Origin of the sequence: Pseudoalteromonas sp. AS71, assembly GCF_038900275.1 — a bacterium.
Taxonomy (GTDB): domain Bacteria; phylum Pseudomonadota; class Gammaproteobacteria; order Enterobacterales; family Alteromonadaceae; genus Pseudoalteromonas.
The window spans coordinates 140,631-167,362 of record NZ_JBBMQZ010000009.1 but is presented as its reverse complement, the minus strand read 5'-3'; the positions used below and the strand labels follow the sequence as shown (position 1 = coordinate 167,362).

23 protein-coding genes are annotated in these 26,732 nt (G+C 39.2%); 12 read left to right on the top strand and 11 right to left on the bottom strand.

Annotated features, from left to right (window positions below; genetic code table 11):
• Window positions 1-2 precede the first annotated feature (2 nt).
• Window positions 3-1,331, bottom strand: a complete 1,329-nt coding sequence (locus tag WNY98_RS09095; protein ID WP_342877708.1) for a GH1 family beta-glucosidase — start codon at window positions 1,329-1,331, stop codon at window positions 3-5.
• Window positions 1,332-1,589: 258 nt separating this feature from the next.
• On the opposite strand from WNY98_RS09095, the gene WNY98_RS09090 reads away from it, so the two are divergent.
• Window positions 1,590-2,864, top strand: coding sequence for a sugar MFS transporter (locus tag WNY98_RS09090; protein ID WP_197185838.1), 1,275 nt, complete (start codon window positions 1,590-1,592; stop codon window positions 2,862-2,864).
• Window positions 2,864-5,416: a glycoside hydrolase family 3 N-terminal domain-containing protein gene (locus tag WNY98_RS09085; protein ID WP_342877707.1), complete on the top strand. Its 2,553-nt coding sequence runs from the start codon at window positions 2,864-2,866 to the stop codon at window positions 5,414-5,416. The genes WNY98_RS09090 and WNY98_RS09085 overlap by 1 nt, the downstream gene beginning before the upstream one ends.
• 181 nt (window positions 5,417-5,597) lie before the next feature.
• On the opposite strand, the gene WNY98_RS09080 is transcribed toward WNY98_RS09085, so the two are convergent.
• Window positions 5,598-6,551 (bottom strand): GGDEF domain-containing protein, encoded by a 954-nt coding sequence (locus tag WNY98_RS09080; RefSeq protein ID WP_083707603.1) that lies wholly within the window; start codon window positions 6,549-6,551, stop codon window positions 5,598-5,600.
• Between the two features lie 353 nt (window positions 6,552-6,904).
• A complete protein-coding gene (locus WNY98_RS09075) occupies window positions 6,905-7,795 on the bottom strand; it encodes a TIGR01777 family oxidoreductase (RefSeq protein WP_342877706.1) in 891 nt (296 codons plus the stop codon).
• Window positions 7,796-7,965: 170 nt separating this feature from the next.
• Between WNY98_RS09075 and WNY98_RS09070 the strand changes: the two genes are divergently transcribed.
• On the top strand, window positions 7,966-9,003 hold the full coding sequence (locus tag WNY98_RS09070; protein ID WP_342877705.1) for an AI-2E family transporter: 1,038 nt from the start codon (window positions 7,966-7,968) through the stop codon (window positions 9,001-9,003).
• A 69-nt stretch (window positions 9,004-9,072) separates the two neighbouring features.
• On the opposite strand, the gene WNY98_RS09065 is transcribed toward WNY98_RS09070, so the two are convergent.
• The 6 genes from WNY98_RS09065 to WNY98_RS09040 all read right to left on the bottom strand — a co-directional run bounded on the left by WNY98_RS09065 (window position 9,073) and on the right by WNY98_RS09040 (window position 13,383).
• Window positions 9,073-10,152, bottom strand: coding sequence for an FAD-dependent oxidoreductase (locus tag WNY98_RS09065; RefSeq protein ID WP_342877704.1), 1,080 nt, complete (start codon window positions 10,150-10,152; stop codon window positions 9,073-9,075).
• Between the two features lie 105 nt (window positions 10,153-10,257).
• The gene (locus WNY98_RS09060) at window positions 10,258-10,668 is read right to left on the bottom strand and encodes a hypothetical protein (protein ID WP_342877703.1); all 411 of its coding nucleotides are present in this window, start codon (window positions 10,666-10,668) and stop codon (window positions 10,258-10,260) included.
• Window positions 10,655-11,992 carry an ATP-binding protein gene (locus WNY98_RS09055; protein ID WP_342877702.1) on the bottom strand — a complete coding sequence of 446 codons (1,338 nt, stop codon included), beginning with the start codon at window positions 11,990-11,992 and terminating at the stop codon, window positions 10,655-10,657. The genes WNY98_RS09060 and WNY98_RS09055 overlap by 14 nt, the downstream gene beginning before the upstream one ends.
• Window positions 11,986-12,660, bottom strand: a complete 675-nt coding sequence (locus WNY98_RS09050; RefSeq protein WP_007375447.1) for a response regulator transcription factor — start codon at window positions 12,658-12,660, stop codon at window positions 11,986-11,988. The genes WNY98_RS09055 and WNY98_RS09050 overlap by 7 nt, the downstream gene beginning before the upstream one ends.
• Before the next feature lie 2 nt (window positions 12,661-12,662).
• Window positions 12,663-12,920 carry a PepSY domain-containing protein gene (locus tag WNY98_RS09045; protein ID WP_024594903.1) on the bottom strand — a complete coding sequence of 86 codons (258 nt, stop codon included), beginning with the start codon at window positions 12,918-12,920 and terminating at the stop codon, window positions 12,663-12,665.
• Between the two features lie 160 nt (window positions 12,921-13,080).
• Complete coding sequence (locus WNY98_RS09040; protein ID WP_024599115.1) at window positions 13,081-13,383, bottom strand: YciI family protein; 303 nt, start codon at window positions 13,381-13,383, stop codon at window positions 13,081-13,083.
• A 188-nt stretch (window positions 13,384-13,571) separates the two neighbouring features.
• On the opposite strand from WNY98_RS09040, the gene WNY98_RS09035 reads away from it, so the two are divergent.
• Complete coding sequence (locus WNY98_RS09035) at window positions 13,572-14,996, top strand: sodium-dependent transporter (RefSeq protein WP_024599116.1); 1,425 nt, start codon at window positions 13,572-13,574, stop codon at window positions 14,994-14,996.
• A gap of 274 nt (window positions 14,997-15,270) precedes the next feature.
• Window positions 15,271-15,723 carry a hypothetical protein gene (locus WNY98_RS09030; protein ID WP_342877701.1) on the top strand — a complete coding sequence of 151 codons (453 nt, stop codon included), beginning with the start codon at window positions 15,271-15,273 and terminating at the stop codon, window positions 15,721-15,723.
• 70 nt (window positions 15,724-15,793) lie between these two features.
• Here WNY98_RS09030 and glp read toward each other — a convergent pair whose 3' ends face one another.
• Window positions 15,794-17,011, bottom strand: coding sequence for a gephyrin-like molybdotransferase Glp (glp, locus tag WNY98_RS09025; protein WP_342877700.1), 1,218 nt, complete (start codon window positions 17,009-17,011; stop codon window positions 15,794-15,796).
• 45 nt (window positions 17,012-17,056) lie between these two features.
• Here glp and modA point away from each other — a divergent pair, with 45 nt between their 5' ends.
• Genes modA through WNY98_RS09010 form a run of 3 tightly spaced genes read left to right on the top strand, consistent with a single transcriptional unit; the run spans window position 17,057 to window position 19,503 of the window.
• Complete coding sequence (gene modA / locus WNY98_RS09020; protein ID WP_342877699.1) at window positions 17,057-17,809, top strand: molybdate ABC transporter substrate-binding protein; 753 nt, start codon at window positions 17,057-17,059, stop codon at window positions 17,807-17,809.
• Window positions 17,796-18,473, top strand: a complete 678-nt coding sequence (gene modB / locus WNY98_RS09015; protein WP_002959821.1) for a molybdate ABC transporter permease subunit — start codon at window positions 17,796-17,798, stop codon at window positions 18,471-18,473. Before modA ends, modB begins: the two co-directional genes overlap by 14 nt.
• Before the next feature lies 1 nt (window position 18,474).
• Entirely contained in the window at window positions 18,475-19,503 is a 1,029-nt protein-coding gene (locus WNY98_RS09010) for an ATP-binding cassette domain-containing protein (protein ID WP_342877698.1), read from the top strand.
• Here WNY98_RS09010 and moeB read toward each other — a convergent pair whose 3' ends face one another.
• Complete coding sequence (gene moeB, locus WNY98_RS09005) at window positions 19,504-20,262, bottom strand: molybdopterin-synthase adenylyltransferase MoeB (protein ID WP_342877697.1); 759 nt, start codon at window positions 20,260-20,262, stop codon at window positions 19,504-19,506.
• Between the two features lie 289 nt (window positions 20,263-20,551).
• Here moeB and WNY98_RS09000 point away from each other — a divergent pair, with 289 nt between their 5' ends.
• From WNY98_RS09000 to WNY98_RS08985, 4 genes are all read left to right on the top strand, one after another.
• Entirely contained in the window at window positions 20,552-22,021 is a 1,470-nt protein-coding gene (locus WNY98_RS09000; RefSeq protein WP_342877696.1) for a NarK family nitrate/nitrite MFS transporter, read from the top strand.
• A gap of 13 nt (window positions 22,022-22,034) precedes the next feature.
• Window positions 22,035-23,777, top strand: coding sequence for a bifunctional protein-serine/threonine kinase/phosphatase (locus WNY98_RS08995; RefSeq protein ID WP_342877695.1), 1,743 nt, complete (start codon window positions 22,035-22,037; stop codon window positions 23,775-23,777).
• Window positions 23,778-23,786: 9 nt separating this feature from the next.
• Window positions 23,787-24,980, top strand: coding sequence for an alginate export family protein (locus WNY98_RS08990; RefSeq protein WP_342877694.1), 1,194 nt, complete (start codon window positions 23,787-23,789; stop codon window positions 24,978-24,980).
• A gap of 227 nt (window positions 24,981-25,207) precedes the next feature.
• On the top strand, window positions 25,208-26,731 hold the full coding sequence (locus WNY98_RS08985; RefSeq protein WP_342877693.1) for an FAD-dependent oxidoreductase: 1,524 nt from the start codon (window positions 25,208-25,210) through the stop codon (window positions 26,729-26,731).
• The last annotated feature ends 1 nt before the right edge of the window (window position 26,732 follow it).

The following is a 26,732-nucleotide window of genomic DNA, read 5'->3' as shown; positions in this document are numbered from 1 at the left end:
TATTATCTATTTGAGATAAGTGCTTTATAGGCTAAGCCACTATTTTTAATAGTACGTTGCTGCGTTTTATAATCAACATAAACAATACCAAAGCGCTTTAAGTAGCCTTCTGCCCACTCAAAGTTGTCCATTAAGCTCCAAGCAAAGTAGCCACGTATAACAACACCCTGTTCAACTGCATTGTGAACTGCGTTTAAATGAGTATTATAATAACTTAAACGGTCTAAGTCGTTAACTTCGCCATTATTATATGTATCGGGCATTGCTGCGCCATTTTCGGTTATATAAATAGGCGGTAGGGTGTATGTCTTATTAAGCGATACAAGCAAATCGGTAAACGATTGCGGGTAAACCTCCCATCCCATATCTGTCAACGGACCCGTAGGTGTAATGGGTTCATAAATATCAGTAGGGTGCGCTTTATAAACTTGGCGGGTGTAAAAGTTAATGCCTAAGTAATCAATTGACTGAGAAATTAATTCCATATCACCTGGGTGTATTTCTGGTAAATGATCCTCAGGTAGTTGGTTAATTATATCAGGGTATTTACCGTCCATTATTGGTTTCATGTACCACTGATTTAAATAGTCATCAGCGTATTTGGCACTGTCTATGTCTTGTTGAGTATCTGTAAGTGGGTAGGCGGGTGTAAAGTTAAGCACAATGCCGTTTTGAGTATCAGGCGATGTTTTATTTAGCACGTTCATAGCCAGACCATGAGCGAGTAATAAGTGATGAGCTGCTTTTTTACCATACTGCTTGCCTACTAGACCTGGGGCATGTATGCCAATCTCGTAACCTAAAAACGCGCTGCAAAAGGGTTCGTTTAATGTAGCGTAAGAATACACTCGTGTTCCAAATGCGTTAGTAATTAGTTCTACGTACTGCTCAAATGCATAAGCTGTTTTTCTGTTAAGCCAGCCGCCTTCATCTTCAAGGTGTTGCGGTAAATCCCAGTGATACAAAGTAACAAAGGCTTTTATATTTTTTCGTTTTAGCTCATCTAAAATATCAGTATAAAACTTAACGCCTACAGGATTTAACTTTCCGTCTTGAGTCATAACGCGAGGCCATGAAATAGAAAGCCTGTAAGCATCAACACCTAGAGACTCTATTAAATCTATGTCTTGTTGCCAATTGTTGTAATGATCGCAGGCAATATGACCATGTGAATTGTCAGCAATTTTACCTGCAGTACTACAAAAGGTATCCCAAATACACGGTAAGCGATGCTCATACCCGCCCTCTATCTGAAATGATGCTGTTGCTACACCATAAACAAAGTCTTTTGTTAATAGAGGTGAATTAAATGGTAATGATATTTTTGTCATTGGTTACAAACCTTTTTGAGAACTTAATTGCACGCTTAGCGCCTATTTTTACTGACTTTCAGCGGTTACAAAACATTATTAAAAATAAAAGTTGTTGAAATATGTAACATGTTCGTATTTAATTAGCCGTGAAAGCGCTTACATTTTTAGATTAATGTTAATTAATCTTCAGGTCAACTCTTTAATACTGCGCCTTAGCGGGGTTTGTATTAATTACTTATTGAAGATCAATTTATAATAATAAATTGCGGAGAGCACATGGCTAGTTCAGCACCACTGACATCACACACACAGTCGCAAAACCACCAAGATAAAAACTATGGTTTTGCACTTACATCTTTAACTTCACTATTTTTTATGTGGGGTTTTATTACCTGCTTAAATGATATTTTGATTCCGCATTTAAAAGCGGTTTTCGATTTAACTTATGTTCAAGCAATGCTTGTGCAGTTTTGCTTTTTTGGCGCTTACTTTTTAATGTCACTCCCTAGTGGATACATTGTTAAAAAGCTTGGTTATAAAAAAGGAATCGTGGTTGGGCTTTTAATTGCGGCAGTAGGGTGTATCTTATTTTACCCAGCAGCGTCTTTACATAGTTATCCTGTATTTTTATTTGCTTTATTTGTACTTGCCAGTGGCATAACGTTATTACAAGTATCTGCAAATCCTTATGTAAGTTTGTTGGGTTCAGCAAAAACTGCGTCGTCTCGTTTAACACTAACCCAAGCTTTTAACGCGTTAGGTACTACGGTTGCGCCATCATTTGGTGCTCTGTTAATTCTGGACTCAGCGTCAGAAGCCTTTTTAACACCTGCACAAAATGCAGAATCAGTACAACTTCCTTACCTCCTTTTAGCTGCAATGCTTATTTTACTAGCCGGTATTTTTGCATGGCTTAAATTACCAGACATTATGAGCGAGCAAAAAGCAGAAGCCGAAAAATCAGAGGCAATTGAAGGCAGTGCTTGGCAGTATCGCCATCTTGTATTAGGTGCTGTGGGTATATTTATGTATGTAGGCGCCGAAGTGGCAATTGGTAGCTTTTTAGTAAGCTTTTTAGCACAAGAAAATATAGCAGGGCTAAAAGAGCATGCTGCAGCTCATTACATCACTTATTATTTTGGTGGTGCTATGGTTGGGCGTTTTATTGGTGCTGCTGTAATGCAAAAATTACCTGCTGGTAAAGTACTTGGCTTTAACGCAACCATGGCTATTATTTTAGTCGTTATTGCCATGAGCACGTCGGGTCAATTAGCAATGTGGTCAATACTATTGGTTGGTTTATTCAATTCTATTATGTTCCCCACTATTTTTAGTTTAGCGTTAAATGGACTTGGCAAACATACAGCTCAAGGCTCTGGTATTTTGTGTTTGGCGATTGTGGGTGGTGCAATAGTGCCACTTTTACAAGGTGCACTTGCTGATAGTGTGGGTGTTCAACTTTCGTATGTTTTACCTATTTTATGTTACATATTTATCGTGTTCTATGGTTTAAGCGGTAGCAAACCAGTTCAAGCGCAGGAGACTCTATAATGAAAACCCCTTTTACACTTAATAAAATAGCCTTAGCAACATTAATTGCATCAGTAGGTGCTTTATCGGCTTGCTCAAACGACGCAGTGACATCGGTTGAAACTAATGAAACGTTATCTAAAACAGCGCAAATTTGGCCAAAACTTAATATTGCCGTAAAAAAAGATGCCGATATTGAAGCTAAAATAGTTAACTATTTAAAGGCCATGACACTTGAGCAAAAGGTTGCTCAAATGATTCAGCCAGAAATTCGTGATATTACCGTTGAAGACATGCGTAAATATGGCTTCGGTTCATACCTTAATGGCGGTGGCGCATTCCCTAATGGCGACAAACATGCAACACCAATGGACTGGGTAGCCTTAGCAGAGAGCTTTTATCAAGCTTCTGTCGACGACTCAGTTGATGGCAGTAGTATCCCAACTATGTGGGGCACCGATGCAGTACATGGCCATAATAATGTAATTGGTGCGACGTTATTTCCGCACAACATTGGTTTAGGCGCGGCGAATAATCCTGATTTAATCGAGCAAATAGCATCGATTACTGCAGTAGAGGTAATGGCTACGGGTATTGATTGGGTATTTGCACCCACAGTTGCCGTAGTGCGAGACGATCGCTGGGGAAGAACCTACGAAGGTTACTCAGAAGATCCAAAAATTGTACATGATTACTCAGCAGCCATAGTAAATGGCTTACAAGGTAAAGCCGATGACGATTTTTTAAGTGACAAGCGTGTAATTAGTACCGTTAAGCACTTTATTGGCGACGGTGGCACGGTTGATGGTGATGATCAGGGTAATAATATCGACAGTGAACAATCATTATTTGATATTCACGCACAAGGCTATGTAGGCGGTTTATCAGCAGGTAGCCAATCGGTTATGGCTTCTTTTAATAGCTGGAATGGCGTTAAAAATCACGGCAATAAATATCTACTTACTGATGTATTAAAAACACGAATGGGTTTTGATGGATTTGTAGTAGGCGATTGGAACGGTCACGGTCAAATTAAAGGCTGTACTAACGAAAGTTGTGCGCAAGCCGTTAATGCTGGCCTTGATATTTTCATGGTGCCAACAGGTGCCTGGAAGCCTCTTTATAACAATACAATTGCGCAAGTTAAGTCAGGCGAAATTAGTATGTCGCGTATTGATGACGCAGTGAGCAGAATATTACGCGTAAAACTTCGCGCTGGTTTATTTGATAAACCAAGCCCGGCTAAGCGTCTTTACTCTGGAAAAACAGAGCTAATTGGTGCCCAAGAGCACCGCGAAGTAGCACGTCAAGCTGTGCGCGAATCACTTGTGTTACTCAAAAATAAAAATAACCTATTGCCTATCGCAGCTAATCAACGCGTACTTGTTGCAGGTGATGGTGCCGATAATATAGGTAAACAGTCGGGTGGTTGGAGTATTACGTGGCAAGGTACTAATAATAAAAATGCTGATTTCCCTGGTGCTACTTCGATATATAAAGGGCTTGAAGATCAAATATCTGCAGCAGGTGGAAGTGTTACTTTAAGCGCTGATGGTACGTTTGAGCAACGTCCTGATGTTGCCATTGTTGTATTTGGTGAAGAACCTTACGCAGAAGGGCACGGCGATAAAGATAACCTTGAGTTTGAGCGCGGAAATAAAAAATCATTAGCACTTTTAAACTCACTAAAAGAGCAAGGCATTCCTGTTGTATCTGTGTTTATATCAGGTCGACCTATGTGGGTTAACAGCGAACTTAACGCATCTGACGCGTTTGTAGCTGCATGGTTGCCAGGTACAGAAGGCGCAGGTATTGCTGATGTTTTATTAAAAGCGGCAGACGGCACCATTCAAAATAACTTTAAAGGTAAATTATCGTTTTCTTGGCCTAAATCAGCAGTACAAACTGCGGTTAATAAAGGCGATGAAAATTACGACCCATTACTCCCTTATGGTTTTGGCTTATCGTACGGCGATAAAAACGTGTTAGCTGACGACCTTGATGAAGACTCTAAACTTGATAACTCTGGGCTTACGAGTATGGATATACTTGTTGGTGCACCTGTAGCACCATGGCGCTTATTGTTAAAATCGGGCGATGAGCTTTTAGATGTATCGAGCAGTACCCATGAATTTGGTGCAATTAAATACCGTACTGAGGATAAAACAGTACAAGAAGACGCGCGCCAATTTAACTTCAGCGGTACAGAAAAAGCCAGTGCTGAAATAGTAACAAGCTTTGCAGAAGATACCATTGCCTACGTTGAAGCCGATAGTGTGATTAGCTTTGATATTAAATTAAACGAAGCACTAACGAGCGATATAGCACTTGCTATGACTTGCTCGGGTGAATGTGGTGCAAGCATTGATTTAGCAAACGTAGTGGATAAAGCCATTGAGAATAAATGGCAGTCAGTATCAATCGATTTAGGTTGCTTTGCTGATAAGGGTGTTAATTTTGCAAACCTAACAAGCCCATTTAGCTTACGCAGCAATGGTAAAGCATCAATTTCTGTAGCTAATATTCAGTTTGTGCCAAATAAGGCAGGCGAAGCCACACTGTCTTGTAAGTAGTTTATTAACTCTATTGTGTGTATACCAAAGCCCTTCGAATGAAGGGCTTTTTTTATGTAGAGGTAACCTGCATAAACACTTGAGCTGATTGATATAACTTAATAGGAACTGGTCGCTATAAATACAAAGGGGTACCGCGTTTTTATAAGAGGGGCCTTTTTTATAATTACTTATAAAATAATTAGCACTGCATTAAGAGGTTTTTCTCGTCAAAGCTGACTACTTTATCTCTGCCAGTTTCTTTAGCAAGATAAAGGCGCTTATCAGCCAGCGACAGTAAGTCTTTTACACTCATTTTACCATTTAGTGCACTACTCACACCGGCGCTTACAGATAGGTTAATATGCGAGTTTTGATAATAAAATGGATGCTTAGAAATATTTTCACGTAAGTGTTCTGCATATTCTTTAGCTGCTCGTAGAGAATAGTCTGGTAGTAATATAGCAAACTCTTCACCGCCTATTCTGGCGCAAATACCTTCATCAATAAATTGCTCTTTTATGTGCTGCGCAATCCATTTAATTGCTTGATCGCCGGTGTCGTGGCCGTACTTATCATTTACACGCTTGAAAAAGTCGATATCTAGGATAATTACAGATACGTTTTTATCACTGTTGTTAGGTTGTTTAAGGGTTTCTTTGGCATTATTAAAGAAGCCTCTTCGATTAAATAATTGTGTAAGAGAGTCGGTGTTCGCAAGGTTCGATAGCGTGTATTCACTATTAGAAAATAACAAAAATGGCAGTATAAGAGCACTTAGAGTGGCTAATAGTAAATGACTAATAAGAACAATTTGTAAAGGCGTTGCTACATCCTGAATACTCGAGCTCAGTACCGGTATTAGTAGAAATATTACGTTTAAAAACATAACACCGCTGTGCACTAAAAAGCAGGTGATCAACGCCTTTTTCTGGGCTTTAGCAACAAAGCTCATGCTTTTGATTAAATACGCCGTGTAAATAAATAATCCGGCAATTACTAAGCTCGTTAGCATTTTTGCTGCTTCGAAAGGATAAATTGCCAATAACAATAAACCAGAAAACCCAAATATGCAGTAAAGAGGCATTAAACTAATATTCTGTATATTTTTATATTTATATAGTCCAATAATAATTAAAAGTGGGCTCATAATCATAGAAATACTAGCCAAGTAGTGGGTTATCAAAGGAAAGTCTATGTATAAGCGCAAACATGCCAGTATTTCTGCTAAAGCAAATGTGGCACAGGCTAAACCAAATAGTAGAAAAGATGTTTGTTTTTTATATTTATAAATTGAGAGAAAGAATAAGCTTATGAGTAAGTTAAGAATAAAAGAGAGGAAGATCACAGTAGGTAAATGAAACATGATTTATTCTCTTTATTATAAAATGATGAAATATATATTCAATTAAGTGTGTAATTATTATGTATTAATAAGAAAAGGTCAATTCGGTTAAAAGGATTGCTTTTCAATTTTCTGCATTCTACCTTAAGAATTATTAACGCCAGCTAAACCAAGCTCTCTAAAGCTGATTTAATATCTGGATGATGAAAACGATAATTATGAGCTAGTACTTTTTTAGGAACTACAAATTGCCCCGTTGTAAGTAAGTCTGACATTTCACCCATTAATAGTTTAAGCACTACTGTTGGCATAGGGATAAATGCAGGTCGTGATAACGCTTCGCCTAAGCTTTTACTAAACTGAGCGTTGCTCACAGGGTTTGGTGCAGTTGCGTTAACAGGACCTGATATTTCAGGATGTCTAATAATAAAAAGTATTAGCTGAATCATATCGTCGATGTGTATCCACGACATACCTTGCTCGCCATCACCAATAGGGCCACCTAAACACAATTTAAAAGCGGGTAGCATTTTACTTAATGCCCCACCTTTTTTGGCCAAAACAATACCCGTGCGTAATAGGCACACTCTGGTTTGTTCTGATTGCGCAAGTAGCGCTGCATTTTCCCAGTCTTTACAAAGCTGGTGGCTAAATTCATCATGCGGATTTTCACAGGTTTCATCAATAGGGTTGCTATTTTGTCGACCATAAAAGCCAACAGCACTTCCAGAAATAAAAGTATGCGGGGGAGTGCTACAAGCTTTAATAGCTTCGCTAATTTGTTGCGTAATACCAATACGGCTGTCGCGTATTATTTGCTTTTGCTTGTCGCTCCAGCGTTTATTTACAATTGGTTCGCCAGCTAGATTAATAACAATATCAACGGTGTTAAAATCTACTGTATTAACATTGCTTACGGCTTTAACTTTATGTCCCGGTAATACGTTAGCTTTAGTTGGATTTCGGCTAAGCACAGTAACAGTATTATGATGAAGTAAAAAAGGGCATAAGTGCTTACCAATTAATCCTGTCGCGCCAGTAACAAATATATGCATTATTAATCCTTACAATAAAATAGTAGCAAGTGATTAAAAAACATACTCGCTAGCAAACAGCTTTGCAAATTTATACGTAAAACAGGCTTTTATGATCACTTCGTCATTATTTCATTTAATTACCTTTTGCCTTACACTAAGGCCATATAATTAATAAAAGGATTAATAAATTGGCAAGTTTAACTGGAGTAAATAAAAGCTTAATAGTTTTTGCTTCCTTAGTGGTCGTACTCGCGGGGATAAAAGCAGCAAGTGTAATTATTATTCCGTTTATTTTGGCAGCGTTTATTGCCATTATTTGTAATCCGATAATCAAGTTTTTTGCGCGCTACCGAATTCCTAAAGGCATTGCTGTTATGTTGGTGGTGCTTATTATAGTTGGCTTAGGTGTGAGCCTTGGCGGGCTTGTAGGGCAATCAATAAATGATTTTTCGCAGCAACTTCCTGAGTATAAAACACAACTCAAAGAAGAATTTGTATGGCTGGTAGATTTAGCATCTCAATACAATATATTGATCAATAAAGATCAGTTAATCAATATGTTCGACCCAGGTAAAATGGTTGATGTAGCCACCAATATGCTCACCGGTTTAGGTGGCGTAATGGCAAACATGTTTTTAATTATTTTAACGGTTGTTTTTATGCTGTTTGAAGGGCCAATGCTGAGCAAAAAAATACACATGGCACTTGAAGATCCTGATAGCAAAATGAAGCAAATTGACCGCTTTTTAGAGTCTATTAATTCATATTTGGCAATTAAAACGCTAGTAAGTTTAGGTACGGGTATTATTGCTGCGTTTTACTTATGGATTTTGGATGTAGACTACTTTGTGCTTTGGGGCGTATTGGCGTTTATGTTCAATTACATTCCTAATATTGGGTCAATTATTGCGGCTGTACCGGCAGTATTACTTGCACTTATTACTCAAGGCCCGTTAATTGCGGGATTGGTTGCTGCAGGCTATTTAACAATAAATACGGTAATGGGTAATATTGTAGAGCCTAAATTTTTGGGCAAAGGGCTAGGTCTTTCAACGCTAGTAGTATTTTTATCATTAATATTTTGGGGCTGGTTATTAGGTACTGTAGGTATGCTTTTATCTGTGCCATTAACTATGATTGTAAAAATAGCCCTAGAAGCCAGTGCAGAAGGTAAGTGGGTTGCCACTCTACTAGGCAGTGGCGAAGACGTTGCTAAAAATAACTAACATCTATAGCCATCAAGGGCTGTAAAATTAAAGCCCTTGATGGCTACGTTAAGAGTAAATACAAGACTATTAATTAACAAACAATTTAATAGCGTCATCCACTGCGTTTATTGCGCCTTCTAAATATCCCGCTTCTTGTTTTGCAAACTCACTCGCTACAAAATGAATATTTAGGTTATTTAATTGCTCATCCAAGCCAGAAAAATCAAATTCTGGGTGCTGTGAAGGCTGAGTTTGATCGTCTCTATTCGCTACAAACTTATCGTCTGCCCAGTCTTTAATAAAGTACCCCGTTGCCTTTTCTGCATCTTTACCATAAAAGTAGCTAAGCTGCTGGGCACAGGCTTGAATTAATTGCTCTTGAGTTACTTGGTTTCGTGATAAGTAGGGCACACCTATAAAGCCAAATAATGCGGCGTAATTGCCATCTTCAGCACTGGCGTCGTGAATCTCGGCCATAGGGCCTACGCGGCTAAAGCACTGCCCTGATAAGTTTTTATCACGCCAAAATGCATGTTCAAAAGTAGCTATAAATTTGGCTTGTCCTGCCATCCATGTAGGTACACTACTAAGGCGGTTTATGAGTGTTGGAGTCGCCCATAGTTCAGGTGTTAAGTGTTTTGTAACCATACGAGCAGGAATTGCTGAAATTAGTTTTTCAGTAGTAAAGTGCTTTATATTGCCTAAGTGATTTACCGTAATTTGCCAGTTGTTATCACCTTTTTTAAGCTCAGTGACATTGTGTTCTAATAACACTGAATCAGGATTAAGTTGCGCGTATAAGGCAGTTATTAAGGTATTCATGCCGTGCTTAAGCCTAAATAACTGCATATCTCCAGCACCTGCAATTTGTTGAGGCTGCTTGGAATTAGGTGCTTGATATAACACATCACCTTTGTTGTATTGCTCAAATATACTCAAGTTGAGTGACTTTACTAAAGCTTGAATTTTTGGTTGGTGGGGAAATATCCACGTAGGGCCCAAATCAAAACTAACATCGTTATTTATTGGTGATTGCGCGGCAAAAATTCGACCGCCTAATTGCGATTTAGCTTCCAGTAATAAGAACGGAATATTAAGTTGTTGTAATTTATACGCACAGTATAAGCCGGCAAGTCCGCCACCTATAATTATTACTGGTTTAGTCATTTTTATTACCCATTTAGCAATCTACTAGTAGATAGTTTGTTTTGATATAAATAAATTGTCAAGCGGAGCGGGGAGTGTACAGAATAACTTAACTAATTAGTTTCGTTAGAATGGGTGTTTTAGTGATTCTGTAAATTGATTTATAAGCTCAATTTCACAGAGCTTATAGCTAATTGCAGCTGTTGTCGCATTAGGAAGTTTTATTAAATAGCGCCATTGGCAGGCGCTCTCCAGGTACTTTTCGCTATTAGTAATGCTACGCATAAATAACGGAAGTACTTGAGTATTACCTGTGCTTTCTTGTGATTTAGTTAGCTCATATTTGCGCTTTTGTATCCAACTACCTTGTACTTGCTTTGCTTTATCAATTTGGGTGTCTAAGCATTGAATATACCGTTTAGCTTCATCGGTTGTTGCTTTAGCGGCTAAAGTACATGCCTCATCTGCCAAGCTGTACTGGCTTACAGCAACTAGCACAATGGCAGTGAGTTTTAATAAACAGTTACTTTTTGTCATTGTAGTTAAACTCTAAAATAAATTGAGCGCCGGCTAATTTATCAGCATCGGTAATGGTTAGCGTACCGTGATACGACTTAACTAAATCTGATACAATCGCCATGCCTACGCCGTGTCCGCTTTCGTAAGTATCGAGGCGAGTACCACGTGTAAGTAAAGATTCGCGCTGATCTTCTGGCACGCCAGGACCATCGTCGCTAATTCCAATACACAGGGTTTTACTTTGGATTACTTGTATTTCTACTTGCGAGCGACATGCTTTACACGCGTTATCAATCAAGTTACCGAGTAATTCCATTAAATCTGTTTGATCACCTAAAAAATAATCTTTTTCAGTTACAGTGCAGCTAAAAATAATATCTTTATCACGATATACTTTTGCCATAGCACTGAGTATTGAATCGAGTACTGGCTTAACAGGGGTTTGTTTTTTCCATGTGTCTGATGCGCCTGTTGCAGCACGTTTTAATTGGTGCTCGATCATCACATTAATGCGGTCGAGTTGTTCTTGTGCATCGGCATCGTTTGCCAATGGACTTGATTTTAATACAGCCAGCGGCGTTTTGAGTGCATGAGCAAGGTCGCTCAATGAGGCTCTATAGCGTTCCTTTTGGCGTTGTTGCGACTCAAGTAGCAAGTTTAGATCTGCTTTTATTGTTTGCAGTTCTACTGGGTAGAGGCCTTTAATTTCTTGAATATCGCCGGATTCAATTGCTTTTATTTCTTTATCGAGTCGTTGGAGTGGGCGAGCGCTCCAAATGAAACCAATCGCCATCAGGCCTGCAATTGCAATCCCCATGATAAACATCCAATCTACAAGGGTTTGTTTAAAGCCATCCATTAAACGAAGTAGAGCGTCGTTACGTTTAACTAATATAAAGCGAGCTTGTTCTGATTGATCTATGTTGTTTAAAATTACAGTCAGGCTAAGTTGCCAATAAGCGGTATTATTATATTCTACACGCCTAAAGTCGGCAGCACCTGCCTTGGTCTCTATTTTTTGAGGTACATAGTTTAAATTTACAGCCGACTCTGAGTTCCAAACCGGGTCATCATCGCGGTAGATCATTGCGTAGGTATCAGAATTTAATCTGTTTAACTCAGGCGCTAAAATAGTGCTGGGCATAATAATACCATGCTCAGTAAAATCGACTTCAGATATTAGCGAGTAGAGTTGTGCTTCGAGGGTTTTTTCTGTCGCATCAACAAGTGAAGCGTAATACGCCTTACCAATTGAATAAAATAAGATAGGAAGTGCGACTAACAAAACAAAGACAAGGATAAATCCTTGCCTTATTTTTAACGATATTTGCGGTATTACCACTGGCTTTTAAGCCTGTAACCACGCCCACGTAGTGTTTCTACTGGGTTTAGTACGCCTTCAGGGTCAAGCTTTTTACGCAAACGAAGTACAAATACTTCAATTACGTTTGAATCAAGGTCGAAATCTTGGTCGTAAATGTGCTCAGTCAGTTCTGATTTAGAAATTACTTTTTGCGGATTTACCATTAAGTATTCAAGTACTTTATATTCGTAAGCTGTAAGGCTAAGTTCTTTGTCATCAACCCATACTTGTTGTGAACGTGTATGGATTTTAATTGGACCTGCAGTCATTTCTGGATTTGCTTTACCAGCACTGCGACGAATTAATGCATTACAACGGGCAATAAGCTCTTCAACATGAAATGGCTTAGTAAGGTAGTCATCGGCACCTGCATCTAAACCTTCTACTTTATCTTGCCAGCGATCGCGCGCGGTTAAGATTAAAATAGGGATTGTAATGCCTTGTGCTCGTGCTTTATTAATTAGCTCAATACCGTCTATTTTAGGTAAACCTAAATCAACTACGGCCATATCAAGCGGGTATTCTGTAATGTGGAAAAGACCTGCTTCACCATCGTGGCATAAATCCACGCTGTAACGTTCTTTTTCTAAGGCATTACGTAGGTTATCTGCTAAATGTAAATCGTCTTCTATAACTAAAATTCGCATTTTTAATCCTTTTTCACTTCGCCGGTTTTTTTATTAATATGTAAATCAACGACGTGGCCGTCAGATTTGAGTATTCGTACGGTATAAAAATCTGTTTTTTCAGTGATCTTTAATGTCTTACCGCCAATTGTTTTCTTTGCAAGTATTACGGCTTTCTTTTTGTCCACCTCAGCATGAGATGCTTGGGTGGCGGTTGCTGCTTGACTAAAGTTAGCTAAGCTAACACAAGCAATAAAACCGAGGCTTAATAATACGCGCATAACGGAAAACTCCTAGACCAGACTCACTTAGTTTAATTAACTAAGTTACTAAAATTCAAGTAAAAACGGTAAATTCGTTTTTATCCTGATAATTTTAATTAAAATCCTGTGAACAAACCCTGAATTACAGTGCAACGCACGCTCTAGGGTTTAATACTTTTTAAGCAGGAAATACCTTTTTAAAAGGTTTAACAATTGTATTTTCATAGATGCCCGCGGCAACATAAGGATCTGCTGCTGCCCATTCTCGAGCTGCTTCAATTGATTCAAATTCAGCAACCACTAATGAACCAGTAAAACCTGCTTCTTGTGGATCTTCACTATCAACTGCCGGTAATGGACCGGCGGTAAGTAGACGGTTTTGTGAATCAAGCTCACTAAGGCGTGCTAAATGTGCCGGGCGTGCTGCTTTTCTAAGCTCTAAGCTGTTTTCAACGTCTGTTGAGTGAATCATGTACAACATAAGGAATCTCATAAAATTGTTAAATTTGATTAACGCAATACTACCACAGCGTTGAAAATTGGTGAATTAAAAGCGTATTTACACAGGTTTACACTTCGATTTTATTTTTAAGCTGTAATTGCTTGAAAATCTCTGTGTAACACTGGTAGAGTCGCTGAAATATACAAAATAATAAAAAGGTTTTATGCATGAGCGAAAATAGAGAACGATTTAGTTCCCGCCTTGGATTCATAATGGCAGCGGCCGGTTCAGCTGTTGGTATTGGTAATTTAGTTGGTTTTCCGGTTTCTGCTACTAAAAATGGTGGTGGCGCATTCTTATTAATTTACGCTTTATTTGTCATATTCATTTGTTTACCAGTCATGATGGCTGAAATGGCAATGGGTCGTAACGCTCAAAAAGATCCACTTGGTTCGTACAAACTATTATCTAATAACGATAAAAAATGGAAGTTAGCTGGGTTTTTTGCGGTGCTTACACCATTTATGATTGCTGTATTTTATATGGTGATTACGGTTTGGATCTTTGGTTATTTAACGCAAACAGGCCTCGGTAATTTAGATTTACTTGCAGATCCTGGCCACTTTGGTGTTTTTATTAATAGTTACACTGTGTTTGGTTATATGGCTGTTGTGGTTATTATCGTTAACTTAATTTTGTTAGGTGGTGTTAAACAAGGCATAGAAAAAGCCGCCAAATTTTTAATGCCCGCTTTATTAGTTATGCTACTAGCTCTAGTTACTTATGTATTAACGCTTGATAACGCAATGGCCGGTGTTAAATACTACATTATTCCTGATTTTTCTAAGATGAGTGCAAGTGTACTTAATGGCGCATTAAGCCAAGCGTTTTTCTCGCTATCGCTGGGTATGGGTATATTAATGACTTACGCGTCGTACATTTCTAAAAAAGATGACATTGTAAGCAGTGCTAAAATGGTCGCTATTACTGACTCACTCGTTGCGTTTGTAGCGGGGCTAATGGTGTTGCCAGCGATATTTAGCTTTGACCCAAATACAGACCCATCAGCACTTTCTGATTCGTCCGTATCAATGATTTTTGTATACCTACCTAAAATATTATTAGCACTGCAAAATGATATTGGTTATGTAGGTGCGTCTATTGTTGCGTTCTCATTCTTCTTATTGGTATTTTTTGCAGCGATTACTTCACTTGTTTCAATAGTGGAAGTCCCGACTGCAACACTAAGCGACCGTAAAGGTATTAGCCGTAAAAAAGCACTGGGCATCCTTACACTTTCAACCGGTGTACTTACTATTTTATGTACAATGTCGTTTGGTATGATTGACAGCCTTACATCTTTCACCAGTTATGGCGGCGTTAGTAAGAGCTTTTTTGATATTATTGTTGATGTATTTTACGACACAATTTTACCGCTTAATGGCTTAATGGTGTGTTTGTTTGTAATGTACCGCTGGAAAAAAGCACGCTTAACACAAGAGCTAAGCTTAGGTTCGCCTAATTATGCGGGAAGCTTGATGGAAAAGTACGTTAACTTTTCACTTTCAACGTTTATTCCTGTCATTCTAGCTGTAATATTTATAAATACAGTGGCGACTAAGTTTTTTGATTTAAAAATATTTGGTTTTTAATAGGCCTCTTTAAAAGCTTATTGAATAATATAATGCCGCTCAGTTAAGCTTAGCGGCATTTTTTATAGGCGTTTTTTACAGGTATCTGGTCTAACTATTATACCAACCTGCATAAATCTTTGATCAATTTAACGAATTAAATTGCACTATAACGTCGTTAAAAATTTTTTATTTAGAACAACTAGATACAAAAATTTTTGCCTAGTTCTAGCGTAATTTTCTTAACGTTAAATAGACCCCATATATAAGCAGATTGGTATTAAAGGGATTTAAAATGAATAAAATTATTATTGGGTTTGCTTTTGCTATTTCATCATTTGGCGCATTTGCACAAAGTACTGATGATTGGCCAGAAGGCGGTGCAATGCACACGGGCAATACTTATAATTTAGAGGGCAATAGATACAAAACTAAAATCAGTAAAATGATGGATGAGATCTACCCGCAACTAACTGATGATTACCAAGTAGATGCAGTTAAAGCGCAAATAAAAGCATGGGAGCAATATATAGATGCTACATGTAACGTTGTTGGCATAGCAACGGGTGCCGGTGGCTCTTGGCCCTCAACGTATAGCGTTAAATGCGAAAGAAGCCTAAGTTATGACAGATACTTTGCTACTAAAAACGCGCTGAAGTGTATTAATAGGTTCAGCAAAGAAGAGTTTGTAGGACGTAGCGAAAAGTTAAACTGTTTAATCCAAACTCTAAACATAAAAATATTTTAAATTAGAGTAGCGCTACGGCTAAATTATACAGTTAGCTGTAGCATGTTAGGCTTTATAACACCTCAATACTTTATAGCAACTCAATACTTATTGTTGCGCCTTTTTCGATATTGCCGCTTTGCGCAGGCACTACAATTAAGCAGTTAGCTTTACTAAGCGACGAAAGTACACCCGAGCCCTGTTTATTAAATGGGGCAACCATCAAGTCACCTTGCTCGTTAATTGATGCAGTGCCGCGCTGAAAGTCGGCTCTGCCAGGGCGCTTTTTAATAACGGATGTAGTAACAGCGTTAAAGCGCATTTTAGGATTTACTTCACCAAGCCCCGACAGTTTTTGCAGTGCAGGCTCTACTAACTGATTAAATGTAACAGCAGCCGACACAGGGTTACCTGGCAAGCCAAAAAAGTAACTGTTACTTAGTTTACCAAAGGCAAAAGGTTTGCCTGGTTTCATGGCTATTTTCCAAAAGTGAATTTCGCCAATTTCGTTGAGCACTTCTTTAGTAAAGTCGGCTTCTCCAACCGATACGCCGCCTGAGCTTATTACGGCATCGGCGAGTTCATTCGCTTTTAAAAATGCATTGGTGATGAGTTCTTTGTCATCAGGGATTATTCCTAAATCGATCACGTCGATATTTTTTTGTTGCAGCGCACTAATAATAACAGCGCGGTTACTTTCAAAAATAGCGCCTTGCTTAAGAGGCTGACCAGGTTCAATTAGCTCATCGCCTGTAGAAAGTACGGCTATTTTTAAAGTTCTCACCACGTCTATATTGGCAATCCCTAACGATGCAAGTAACCCCACATCAACGGCTTTTAATTTATCGCCTGCTTTTAAAATAACATCGTCTATTGCAATATCTTCGCCAGCAAAACGCACGTTTTCATTTAGCTCTGGTTGCGCGGTAAACGTAATTTTATCGCCATCTACCGAGGCGTTTTCTTGCATTACAACGCCGTTAGCGCCTGGTGCAATGGCGGCTCCGGTCATTATTCTTACGCATTGCCCTGGGGTAAGCGTTCCTTCAAAAACTTGACCCGCAAACACGCTACCTACTTGTGTATAAGTTAAGCTTTTATCTGAAATACACAGCGCATAGCCATCCATTGCAGAGTTGTTATGAGCGGGTACGTTTATAGTTGATTTAACATCGCTTGCTAAAACGCGATCAACACTTTGCATTATAGTGATGGTTTCAACGTCTTTAACAGGCGTTATTGAGCCAAGTATATTTTGTATTGCAGTTTCAATTGGTAATAAACCGGGTGCATTGCAAACATCGTTCATATATATTGCTTACTTAAATCATTTTATTTTGAAACAATACTTATAATGTCAAAGCTTTACAATACATGGTTGGGTTATTTTTTGCTTATAGCATGCATGCTTTCGTGCAGCGTAAACGCAAAAGAAACGCTGCAAGTAGCCGTAGCGAGTAATTTTAAAACTGTATTGCAAACCCTACTAAAAAAATCCCCATTACCTAATGTTGACGTGAAAATATCAGCTGCTTCTAGCGGTGTTTTATATTCGCAAATAGTGCATGGCGCGCCATTTGATGTGTTTTTATCGGCTGACGATTTTCGACCGCAATCGCTTATTAAAGAAGGCTATGCCGAGCAAAGCAGTTTAATCACTTACGCGTTAGGCGAACTTGCTTTGTGGCAACCAAAAGCTGAAAAAGTAAATGATAAAGTAGCTATTGCTAATCCGCGTTTTTCACCATACGGGCGTGCCTCAGAGCACTACGCGAATAACCATTTTAAAAAGCCAGTAAATTATGTGTATGGTAATAATATTACGCATGCGTTTCAGTTTGTCCAAAGTGGTAATGTAGGCGTAGGGCTGGTGGCTGTTTCATCACTAAAGGCGGCTTACAGTAACACGCAAGATCAAAAATATTTAGATTACACCGTGCTGCCTACCAATCAATATCCCGATATAATTCAACAAGGCGTTATTATTAGCTCGACTAAAAAGCATGCTAGCGCTAAGCAACTTATGCAATTTTTAATGGCAGAAGCTACGCAGCAGCAGTTAATTGAATTAGGTTACAGAATAAAGGACAACAATGCTTCAAAGTGATTTAACCGCGCTGTGGTTAACTATAAAACTTGCCTTTATAACCGCAGTGCTCCTTCTTGTTTTTTGTATTCCACTGGCTTACAAGCTCGCTGGCTATAACGGTAAATTTAAACCATTTTTAGAGGCATTAATTGCAATGCCTTTAGTGCTGCCGCCTACGTTATTAGGGTTTTACTTACTTGTTTTATTTTCGCCTGATCACGCTTTTGGGCAGTTTTGGTTTTGGCTAACGGGTACACAGCTTGCGTTTAGTTTTCAGGGCGTTGTTATTGGCTCGCTTTTTTATTCGCTGCCTTTTGTAATGCAGCCTCTTGTGGCTGGGTTTAAACATATTAATCAAACCTATAACGAAGCTGCCATTGCGCTTGGATTAAGCCCATTTAAACGCTTTGTGCATTTAATTATTCCACTTTTAAAACCCAGTATTGGTAGCGCGTTTGCTTTAGGCTTTGCGCATACATTGGGTGAGTTTGGTTTGGTATTAATGATTGGCGGTAATATTCAGGGACAAACACAGGTGGTGTCTATTGCGCTTTATGACCATGTTGAATCGTTAAATTATACGGCGGCGCATCAGCTTTCACTTATTTTATTGGCGATTTCGTTTGCCTGTTTAGTGCTGTTATTTAAGTTTAATAAAAGCATTGTAGGGGTTAAGCAATAACATGATTAAGTTAAGCCTTTTTAAAGCACTCAATAATTTTGATTTAGATATAAACCTTGATCTTGAGTCGTTTAATGTACTCGGTGTTTACGGGCCTTCTGGCTCGGGTAAGTCAACATTACTGCGTTGTATTAGCGGTTTAGAGCCTGCAAAAAGTGTTTATGTAAACAATCAACCAGTGCATGAGCTGCCAAGCGATAAACGCGGTATTACGCTTCAGTTGCAATCGTGCCCGTTGTTTCCTCATTTAGATGTGGCAGGTAATTTAGCGTTTACACAAAAACACTGCGGGAATAAGCAAACAAGCTTAACGCTAGAATACGTTGTTAAAACACTTGAATTACAAGACTTACTAAACCGTGATGTACAAAGCTTATCGGGCGGCGAACGCCAACGTGTAGTATTTGCACGCACTTTGCTTGCTAGTCAAAAATTTATAATGCTTGATGAGCCTTTTAGCGCGCTTGATTGGTCATTGCGTTTTAAAACACTCACTAAACTTAGCGAGATTGCTGTTAAGTTTAATATTAAATTTATAATAGTAAGTCACTCATTAAAAGAGCTGCTATTTTGCTGCGATACCCTTATTCAGCTTGATAAAGGTAAGGTGATAAACCAAGGTGCAAGTGCACACGTTGCAAAAGCTATTTATGCAAACGATAGGCAAACACCGCTGAGCTTAATTAATTACGATGTTGTTAAATTTGATGAAGACTACGGGCTATATCAACTGCAATTACAGCAAAGTGAGCAGCCGCTTTTTGTGCTTCCTGCACTTGTAGATAGCAGTAATAAGCTAATTATAGAAAGTGAGCAAATGTCGCTTAGTGCGTTAAAGCCTGAGCAAACAACGCACAGTAATGTTTTAAAGTCGGTATTAACTCAGGCTGAGCTTATTAACAACAAGTGGCAGTTAACGCTTAATGTAGATGGGCAAACTTTGTATTGCTTGGCTTCAAGACGAGTGTGGGACAAAAACAACTTTAAAGTGGGCGATGTGCTTTATACAACAATCAGTAATCTAGAATAACTAAATGCTGCACACCGCACATTGACTGTTTTTAGGTATTTTAAAACGATTAAACTCCATGCTTAAACCATCCACCAGCAATAAGTGTTTGTCTAAGCCACTTGGCAAACCAGCAAGCATTTTTAGCGCTTCAGTAGCCTGAATACTGCCTATTAGCCCCACAATTGGGGAAAGCACGCCGGATTCAGAGCAGCTTTGTGTTTGTTCACTAAAAAATTGCGATAAACAACCATAACAGTGGCTGTTTCCATCCATAGTAAAACACGCGACTTGTCCTTCCATTCGTATTGCAGAGCCTGACACTAGCGGAACTTTAGCTTTAAAACAGGCGCTATTAAGTGCATTACGCGTTGCTAGGTTATCTGAGCAATCAATTACTATATCAATGTTATTAAATAGCTGCTCTGGAGAGGTATTTGTATCAAAAAATGCCTCAATAGTATTTATGTTTATTTCACTATTAAGCGCGTTAAGCTGTTTTTTAGCAGCACTGCATTTTGAGCTACCAATGTCGCTTTCTTTATACAGTATTTGCCTTTGCAGGTTGGTCACGTCTATTTCATCGTTATCAACTAAGGTAAGCGTGCCAACGCCAGATGCCGCTAAGTATTGACCTACCGCGCAACCAAGCCCACCCACACCAATAATTAAAGCATGCGATTGCCATAGTCGCTCTTGTCCGTCTATATCAAGCTGCGGGAGCATAATGTGCCGTGAATAGCGCAGTTGCTGCTGGTAAGTTAGCGGTGTTTTTTGCATTTTCAAACTTCTCATACTTTTTTTGAACAATACCAAGTTGTTAAATCCAAGAGCAAGTAGTAACGCTTTTTATTTGCACTCTAACAACCCAGAGCCCTTCACTCATATAGTGCAACTATAACGTATAAAAACAACTGTTGCATGTAACTACATGAAATTTATAGTTTTTAATTAGTGGCTCAGTAATTGCTATATCGGGTTAACTTAAATTTAACAAAAATTGGGCTGCTACTCATATAAAAGGGTGGGGCATTAATAAAACAATAATACGTTTACGAGGAAAATAAACATGCAACCGAGTTCTGGGTTTAACCTAATATCGTTTAGCGGAAAAATGAAAGTATTACATCTGAGTTGGATGGTCTTTTTTGTGTCATTTTTTGTATGGTTTAACCATGCTCCTTTATTAGGTGCCATAGCGGGTTCACTTGGTATTACCATGGCACAGGTTAAAACATTACTAATTTTAAATGTAGCGTTAACTATTCCAGCGCGTGTTGTGGTGGGTATGCTAACCGATAAATTTGGTCCCCGTATTGTTTACGCGGCACTACTTATTAGCTGTAGTATTCCATGTTTTATGTTTGCTATGGCAACTACATTTGAGCAAGCAGCAATAGCGCGTTTTGCTTTAGGCTTTATTGGTGCTGGCTTTGTTGTGGGCATTCGAATGGTGAGTGAATGGTTTCCTGCTAACGAGCTGGGTATAGCAGAAGGTATTTATGGCGGTTGGGGTAACTTTGGCTCAGCAGCAGCGGCTATGTTATTGCCAATTATTGCACTAATGTTTGGTGGCGAAGATGGTTGGCGTTACGCAGTAGGTTTAACCGGTGTATTAAGCGTTATATTTGGTGTTATTTGGTACTTAAATGTAACCGATACGCCAAAAGGCGGTACATACTTTAAGCCTAAAAAAGTAGGCGCAATGGAGGTTACCAGTAAAGGCGACTTTGTATTACTGCTTATTATGAAAATTCCTATGTACGGCGCATTAGCATTACTTACTTGGAAGCTTTCGCCAACCGGTGCTAATTTAATTTCGGCTAATTTTGTGCTTGCTGTGTATGCTTTTTTAGTCCTACTTTATATTTACGAAGTATATAAAACCTTTGACGTAAATGGTCATATTTTTAAAGAGCCAGTACCTGAGTCGCATCGTTATGAGTTTAAACAAGTAGCTGTTTTAAATATTTTATATTTTACAACTTTTGGTTCTGAGCTTGCGGTTGTCTCTATGTTGCCGCTGTTTTTTATGGATGTGTTTGCGCTTGATATGGTGTACGCGGGTATTTTAGCCTCTGCTTACGCATTCATGAACTTGGCATCTCGCCCAGGTGGTGGTTGGATTTCAGATAAATTAGGTCGTCGTATAACACTTATCGTACTTACGATGGGTCTTGCTGTTGGTTATTTTGTAATGGGCTTGGTTGATGCATCGTGGCCTTTATGGCTTGCTGTAGTAGCTGCTATGGCATGTTCGTTCTTTGTGCAAGCCGGTGAAGGCGCCGTATTTGCGGCAGTACCGCTAATTAAGCGTCGTTTAACTGGTCAAATTGCAGGTATGACAGGCGCATACGGTAATGTTGGTGCGGTAGTTTACTTAACGGCATTGTCACTTGTTGATTATAAAACTTTCTTTTTCATTATTGCGGGTAGTGCATTACTTGGTCTAGCTGCACTGTTTTTTATGAAAGAACCAGATGGCCATATTACCGAAGTAAATGAAGACGGCACCGTTGAACTTATTTCAGTGACTTAAGGCATTATTGACTATGTTTGATGAAACACACCAAGCTAAAGCGTTAAAAAATGAACTCAACGTTTCATTTGGCGGGCACAGCGCTAAAGGGTTAAAAGCAGAAAACCAAGATGCGTTTGCTGCTCTTAATACCAAAGCGCAAGAAAAAGAGTCTAAAGGCGTCATTGCCTGCTTAGCCGATGGGTGTTCATCAGCAAAAAATGCTAAACAAGCGTCTCAACTTTCGGTTACTCATTTTATAAATGAGTATTTAAATACCCCCGAAAGTTGGGCTGTTAAAAAGTCAGTGTCGAAGGTGCTAGCAAGTTTAAATCAGTGGCTGTATTCGCAATCGGTTAATTACAATCACTTAGGTCAGCGCCAAGCTGATTGGATGACGACTTTTACAGCGCTTATTTTAAAGTCGGCAACGGGTTATATATTTCACTTAGGTGATACGCGAATCACCCGCCTACGCGGGACTAAAATAGAGGCGATAACACGGGATCACAAAGTAAACGATACGCTAACACGTGCACTTGGCGCGCAACTTCATCAAGAAATAGATGTATACGAAGTTGACCTAAAAGCAGACGATATTTATATATTAACCTGCGATGGCGTACACGATGTGCTCCCAAGTAGTGATATAGCTAAATTAATTAATGAGCACACTAATTTAGAAAATGCAGCTAAAGCAATTACCGAACTTGCATTAGCGCGAGGCAGTGACGACAACGTAAGTTGTTTGCTGGTAAAAGTAGAAAACATTGCTGAGCAAAAACTAGATGAGCTTTATCATTCGCTAACTCGTCGCAAAATTCCACCAGCGCTTAATGTTGGGCAAAAAATTGATGACTACACGGTTATTCGTAAATTGCATGCCAGTAGTCGCTCGCATATTTATTTAGTGCAACAAGCGCCCGATATACCGCCAGTGGTTTTAAAAGCACCTTCGGTTAATTTTGAAGACGATGTGCACTACCTTCAAGGCTTTATAAGAGAAGGCTGGGTTGGACAACGCATAAACCACCTTAACGTGATGAAAGTACTGAGTACGCAATCGCAAAGTCGTTTTTTATATCATATTTGTGAGTACATGGACGGGCAAACACTGAGTGATTGGAAGCACGACGTGCCGCACCCAGAAATAACCCAAGTACGCAGTATTATTGAACAAATAGTACATGCACTAAGGGCGTTTCAGCGACTCGATATGGTACATCGTGATTTAAAACTCGATAACGTAATGATAGATGCGCACGGAAAAGTAACGCTCATTGATTACGGCACAGTAAGTGTTGCGGCTATGGACGAGTCGGTTAAACAAATTGCGGATGATTGCCCGCAAGGCACAGCCGACTACACCGCGCCCGAAACACTTATTACTATGCACGCCGATTTTAAGAGTGATTTGTTTTCACTTGGCGTTATTGCATACGAGTTATTGTGCTCAAAATTACCTTACAAACCACTGCCACTTAACCACGTAGCGCCAAAAGATTATAGCCATTGGCACTACACAAGTATTCGTAAATACAGAGCCGATATTCCGTTTTGGTTAGATCAAGCCCTTATGAAGGCGCTTGCCCCTAAACCTGAGCTCAGATACCAAGCTTTTTCTGAGTTTATAAACGATATCAATAAACCTAACCCTTATTTAGAAAGTACCGCTAATAAAAGCTCAATACTAAAACGCGATCCAGTGATGGTCTGGAAATGTATTTCGCTGTGTTTATTTATTGCTTTGGTATGTGTATTAATAATTAAAACTTAGAGAACCAAAATGCTTAACTATAAGAACAACTTACCTATTATTTTTATACTGGGTTGCTTCACTGCGCCTTCAATAAGCCAAGCTTCGCAAACTGATCTTGATTTTAGACTGCGTTTTGAAAGCGCTGATCAAGACAATGTTTTAAAAGATGCAAGTGGCTTGACACTTAGAACCCGCTTAACGCATCAAACAGATGAGGTGAATGGTTTTTCAGCCCTTATTGAAGTAGAAGACATTCGCAGCCTATTGGGCGTAGATGATTACAACAATACGCTGGGTAAAAATACTAATTACTCTGTTATTGCAGACCCAGAAAACACTGAGATTGACCAAGGCTTTGTTAAATATGTACGCGATGGTTTATCGCTAAAAGTAGGGCGCCAAGTAATAGCACTTGATGGGCAGCGTTTTGTTGGGCACGTAGGTTGGCGCCAAGACAGGCAAACCTTTGATGCAGCAACCGTTAATTACGCATTTAATAACATAGATTTACAATACAGTTATTTAAATAAGCGTAACCGCATATTTGCTGACGATAAAGACATTGAGTCGTCCGATCATCTAATTAATGCAAGCTTTAAAACCGACTACGGTAAAGTGGTTTTATACAGTTATTTATTAAGTGACGATGCTATACAAGATGACAGTTTAGACACTTATGGCGTTTCTTTTAACGGTAATAAAACTCTAAACGACATAAAATTTTATTACAAAGCGGAATATGCAACGCAGTCTGCCTCAACAAGCGTGAACGATTTTGATGCAGACTATTATGCACTTGAAGGCGCTGTGGATTTAAATGGGTTGGGTATAAAAACAGTAACATTAAAAGTCGGCATAGAGTCACTTGGCTCTGATAATGGCGATTACGGGTTTGCAACACCACTTGCCACGTTACATAAATTTAATGGTTGGGCAGATACGTTTTTAAATACACCATCACAAGGCTTGGACGACACTTATATTAGTTTAAACGGTAAAGCGTTTGACGGAAAATGGCTGGTGGCTTATCACCGTTTTGATGCCAATGAGCAATCAAATGGGGTTGACGATTTAGGCAGTGAGCTAAACGTACAATACGTTAAACCTATTAACAAACAATACGCAGTGGGTTTTAAATACGCCGATTACTCAGCGGGGGATACTGCTGCTAATAAAGTCGATACTCAAAAATTATGGGTATGGATGAGTGCTAAATTTTAACCCTCACTATCTTCTAATATCCTCTTGTAATTTATAGCGACACAAGATGGTGCAATTGCACCATCTTGTGGGGATTTACGCTTTCCACCTCTGCACCAAAGTAGGCAACTTACTGATATTAAATGCTTATATATTTGGCTTGCATATTGCTATAACAATCCTATAACAAATTATTCGATTTCAATTTTAGTCAATTACTAAAGTAGATATCACTTTGAGGTGGGTAAATGCTAAGCAAGCAGCGTGTTGTAGTGGTAGGAAACGGAATGGTGGGGCATCATTTTGTGCAGCAGCTAGTTTCTCAAAATCAAGCTGATGAACAATTTGAAATTACGGTACTGAGCGGTGAAGACCGTTTAGCGTATGACCGAGTGCAACTATCTTCCTTTTTTAAAGGTAAAACCGCAGACGACCTCGCACTTACATGCAGTAAAACCTATGACGATTGGCAAGTGTGCTTTCATACTCATTCTAAAGTGGTTGATATAAATCGTGATGCGCAAACAGTAACAACCGCTAAAGGGGAGTTGTTTGAATACGACAAACTGGTGCTTGCTACAGGTTCATTTCCATTTGTACCTCCTATACCGGGTAAAGATCGTGAGCATTGCCTTGTTTATCGCACCATTAACGATTTACACGCAATAAAAAACTCAGCCCACGGTAGTAAAGTAGGCGTGGTAATTGGTGGCGGTTTACTGGGGCTTGAGGCTGCAAACGCATTAAAGCAACTGGGTTTACACACTCACGTAATAGAATTTGCACCGCAACTTATGGGCGTACAAGTTGATGCGGGTGGCGGTCGGTTGTTGAAAAGCAAAATTACAGATTTGGGCGTTACTGTGCATACATCGGTAGCAACTGAGGAAATAGTAGAAGGTGAAAGTTGCCGTTACAAAATGTGTTTTAAAGGCGGTAAAACCCTTGAAACCGACATGATTGTATTTTCTGCGGGTATTCGCCCTTATGATAATTTAGCCCGCGAGTTTAGTTTAGATATAGGTGAGCGCGGCGGTATTGTAATTAATAACCACTGCCAAACGAGTGATAAAAACATATACGCTATCGGCGAATGTGCACTATGGAATAATTTTATTTTTGGCTTAGTGGCACCCGGTTACGCCATGGCTAAAATAGCCGTTGGGCATATTTTACAAGATACACAGCAAGGTACTTTGCAAAGTACTGGCTTAGACAATAAAGCCGATGAATTTAGCGGTGCCGATATGAGCACCAAGCTTAAATTAATGGGTGTTGAAGTAGGCTCTATTGGCGATGCGCATGCAAGAAGCGAAGGCGCAATAAGCTATTATTTTGAAGATCAACCCAATGGTATTTATAAAAAAGTAGTCACTAATTCACAAAGTAATAAGCTGATTGGCGCCGTACTTGTTGGCGATACTAGTGATTACGATAATTTACTGCAATATCATTTAAACGACATTGAACTTACCACCGCCCCCGAAGCGCTCATTATGCCCCTTGCTGGCGACATAGCAGAGCTAAGCGCCGATGACTTGCCTGATGACGCTATTATTTGCGCTTGTCATAAAGTAACTAAACACACCATTGAACAAACAGTCGCTAAAGGCTTTATAGACCTAGCAAGTGTGCAGCAAAGCACCAAAGCCAGTACAGGTTGTGGAGGGTGTGAAAAACTCGTTCAAAACGTAATAAACAGCGCACTCGCAAAAGCTAGTAACACCATTAACGTAGTTACCCTTAATGAGCCTGTAAAGCAACCTGCATAAA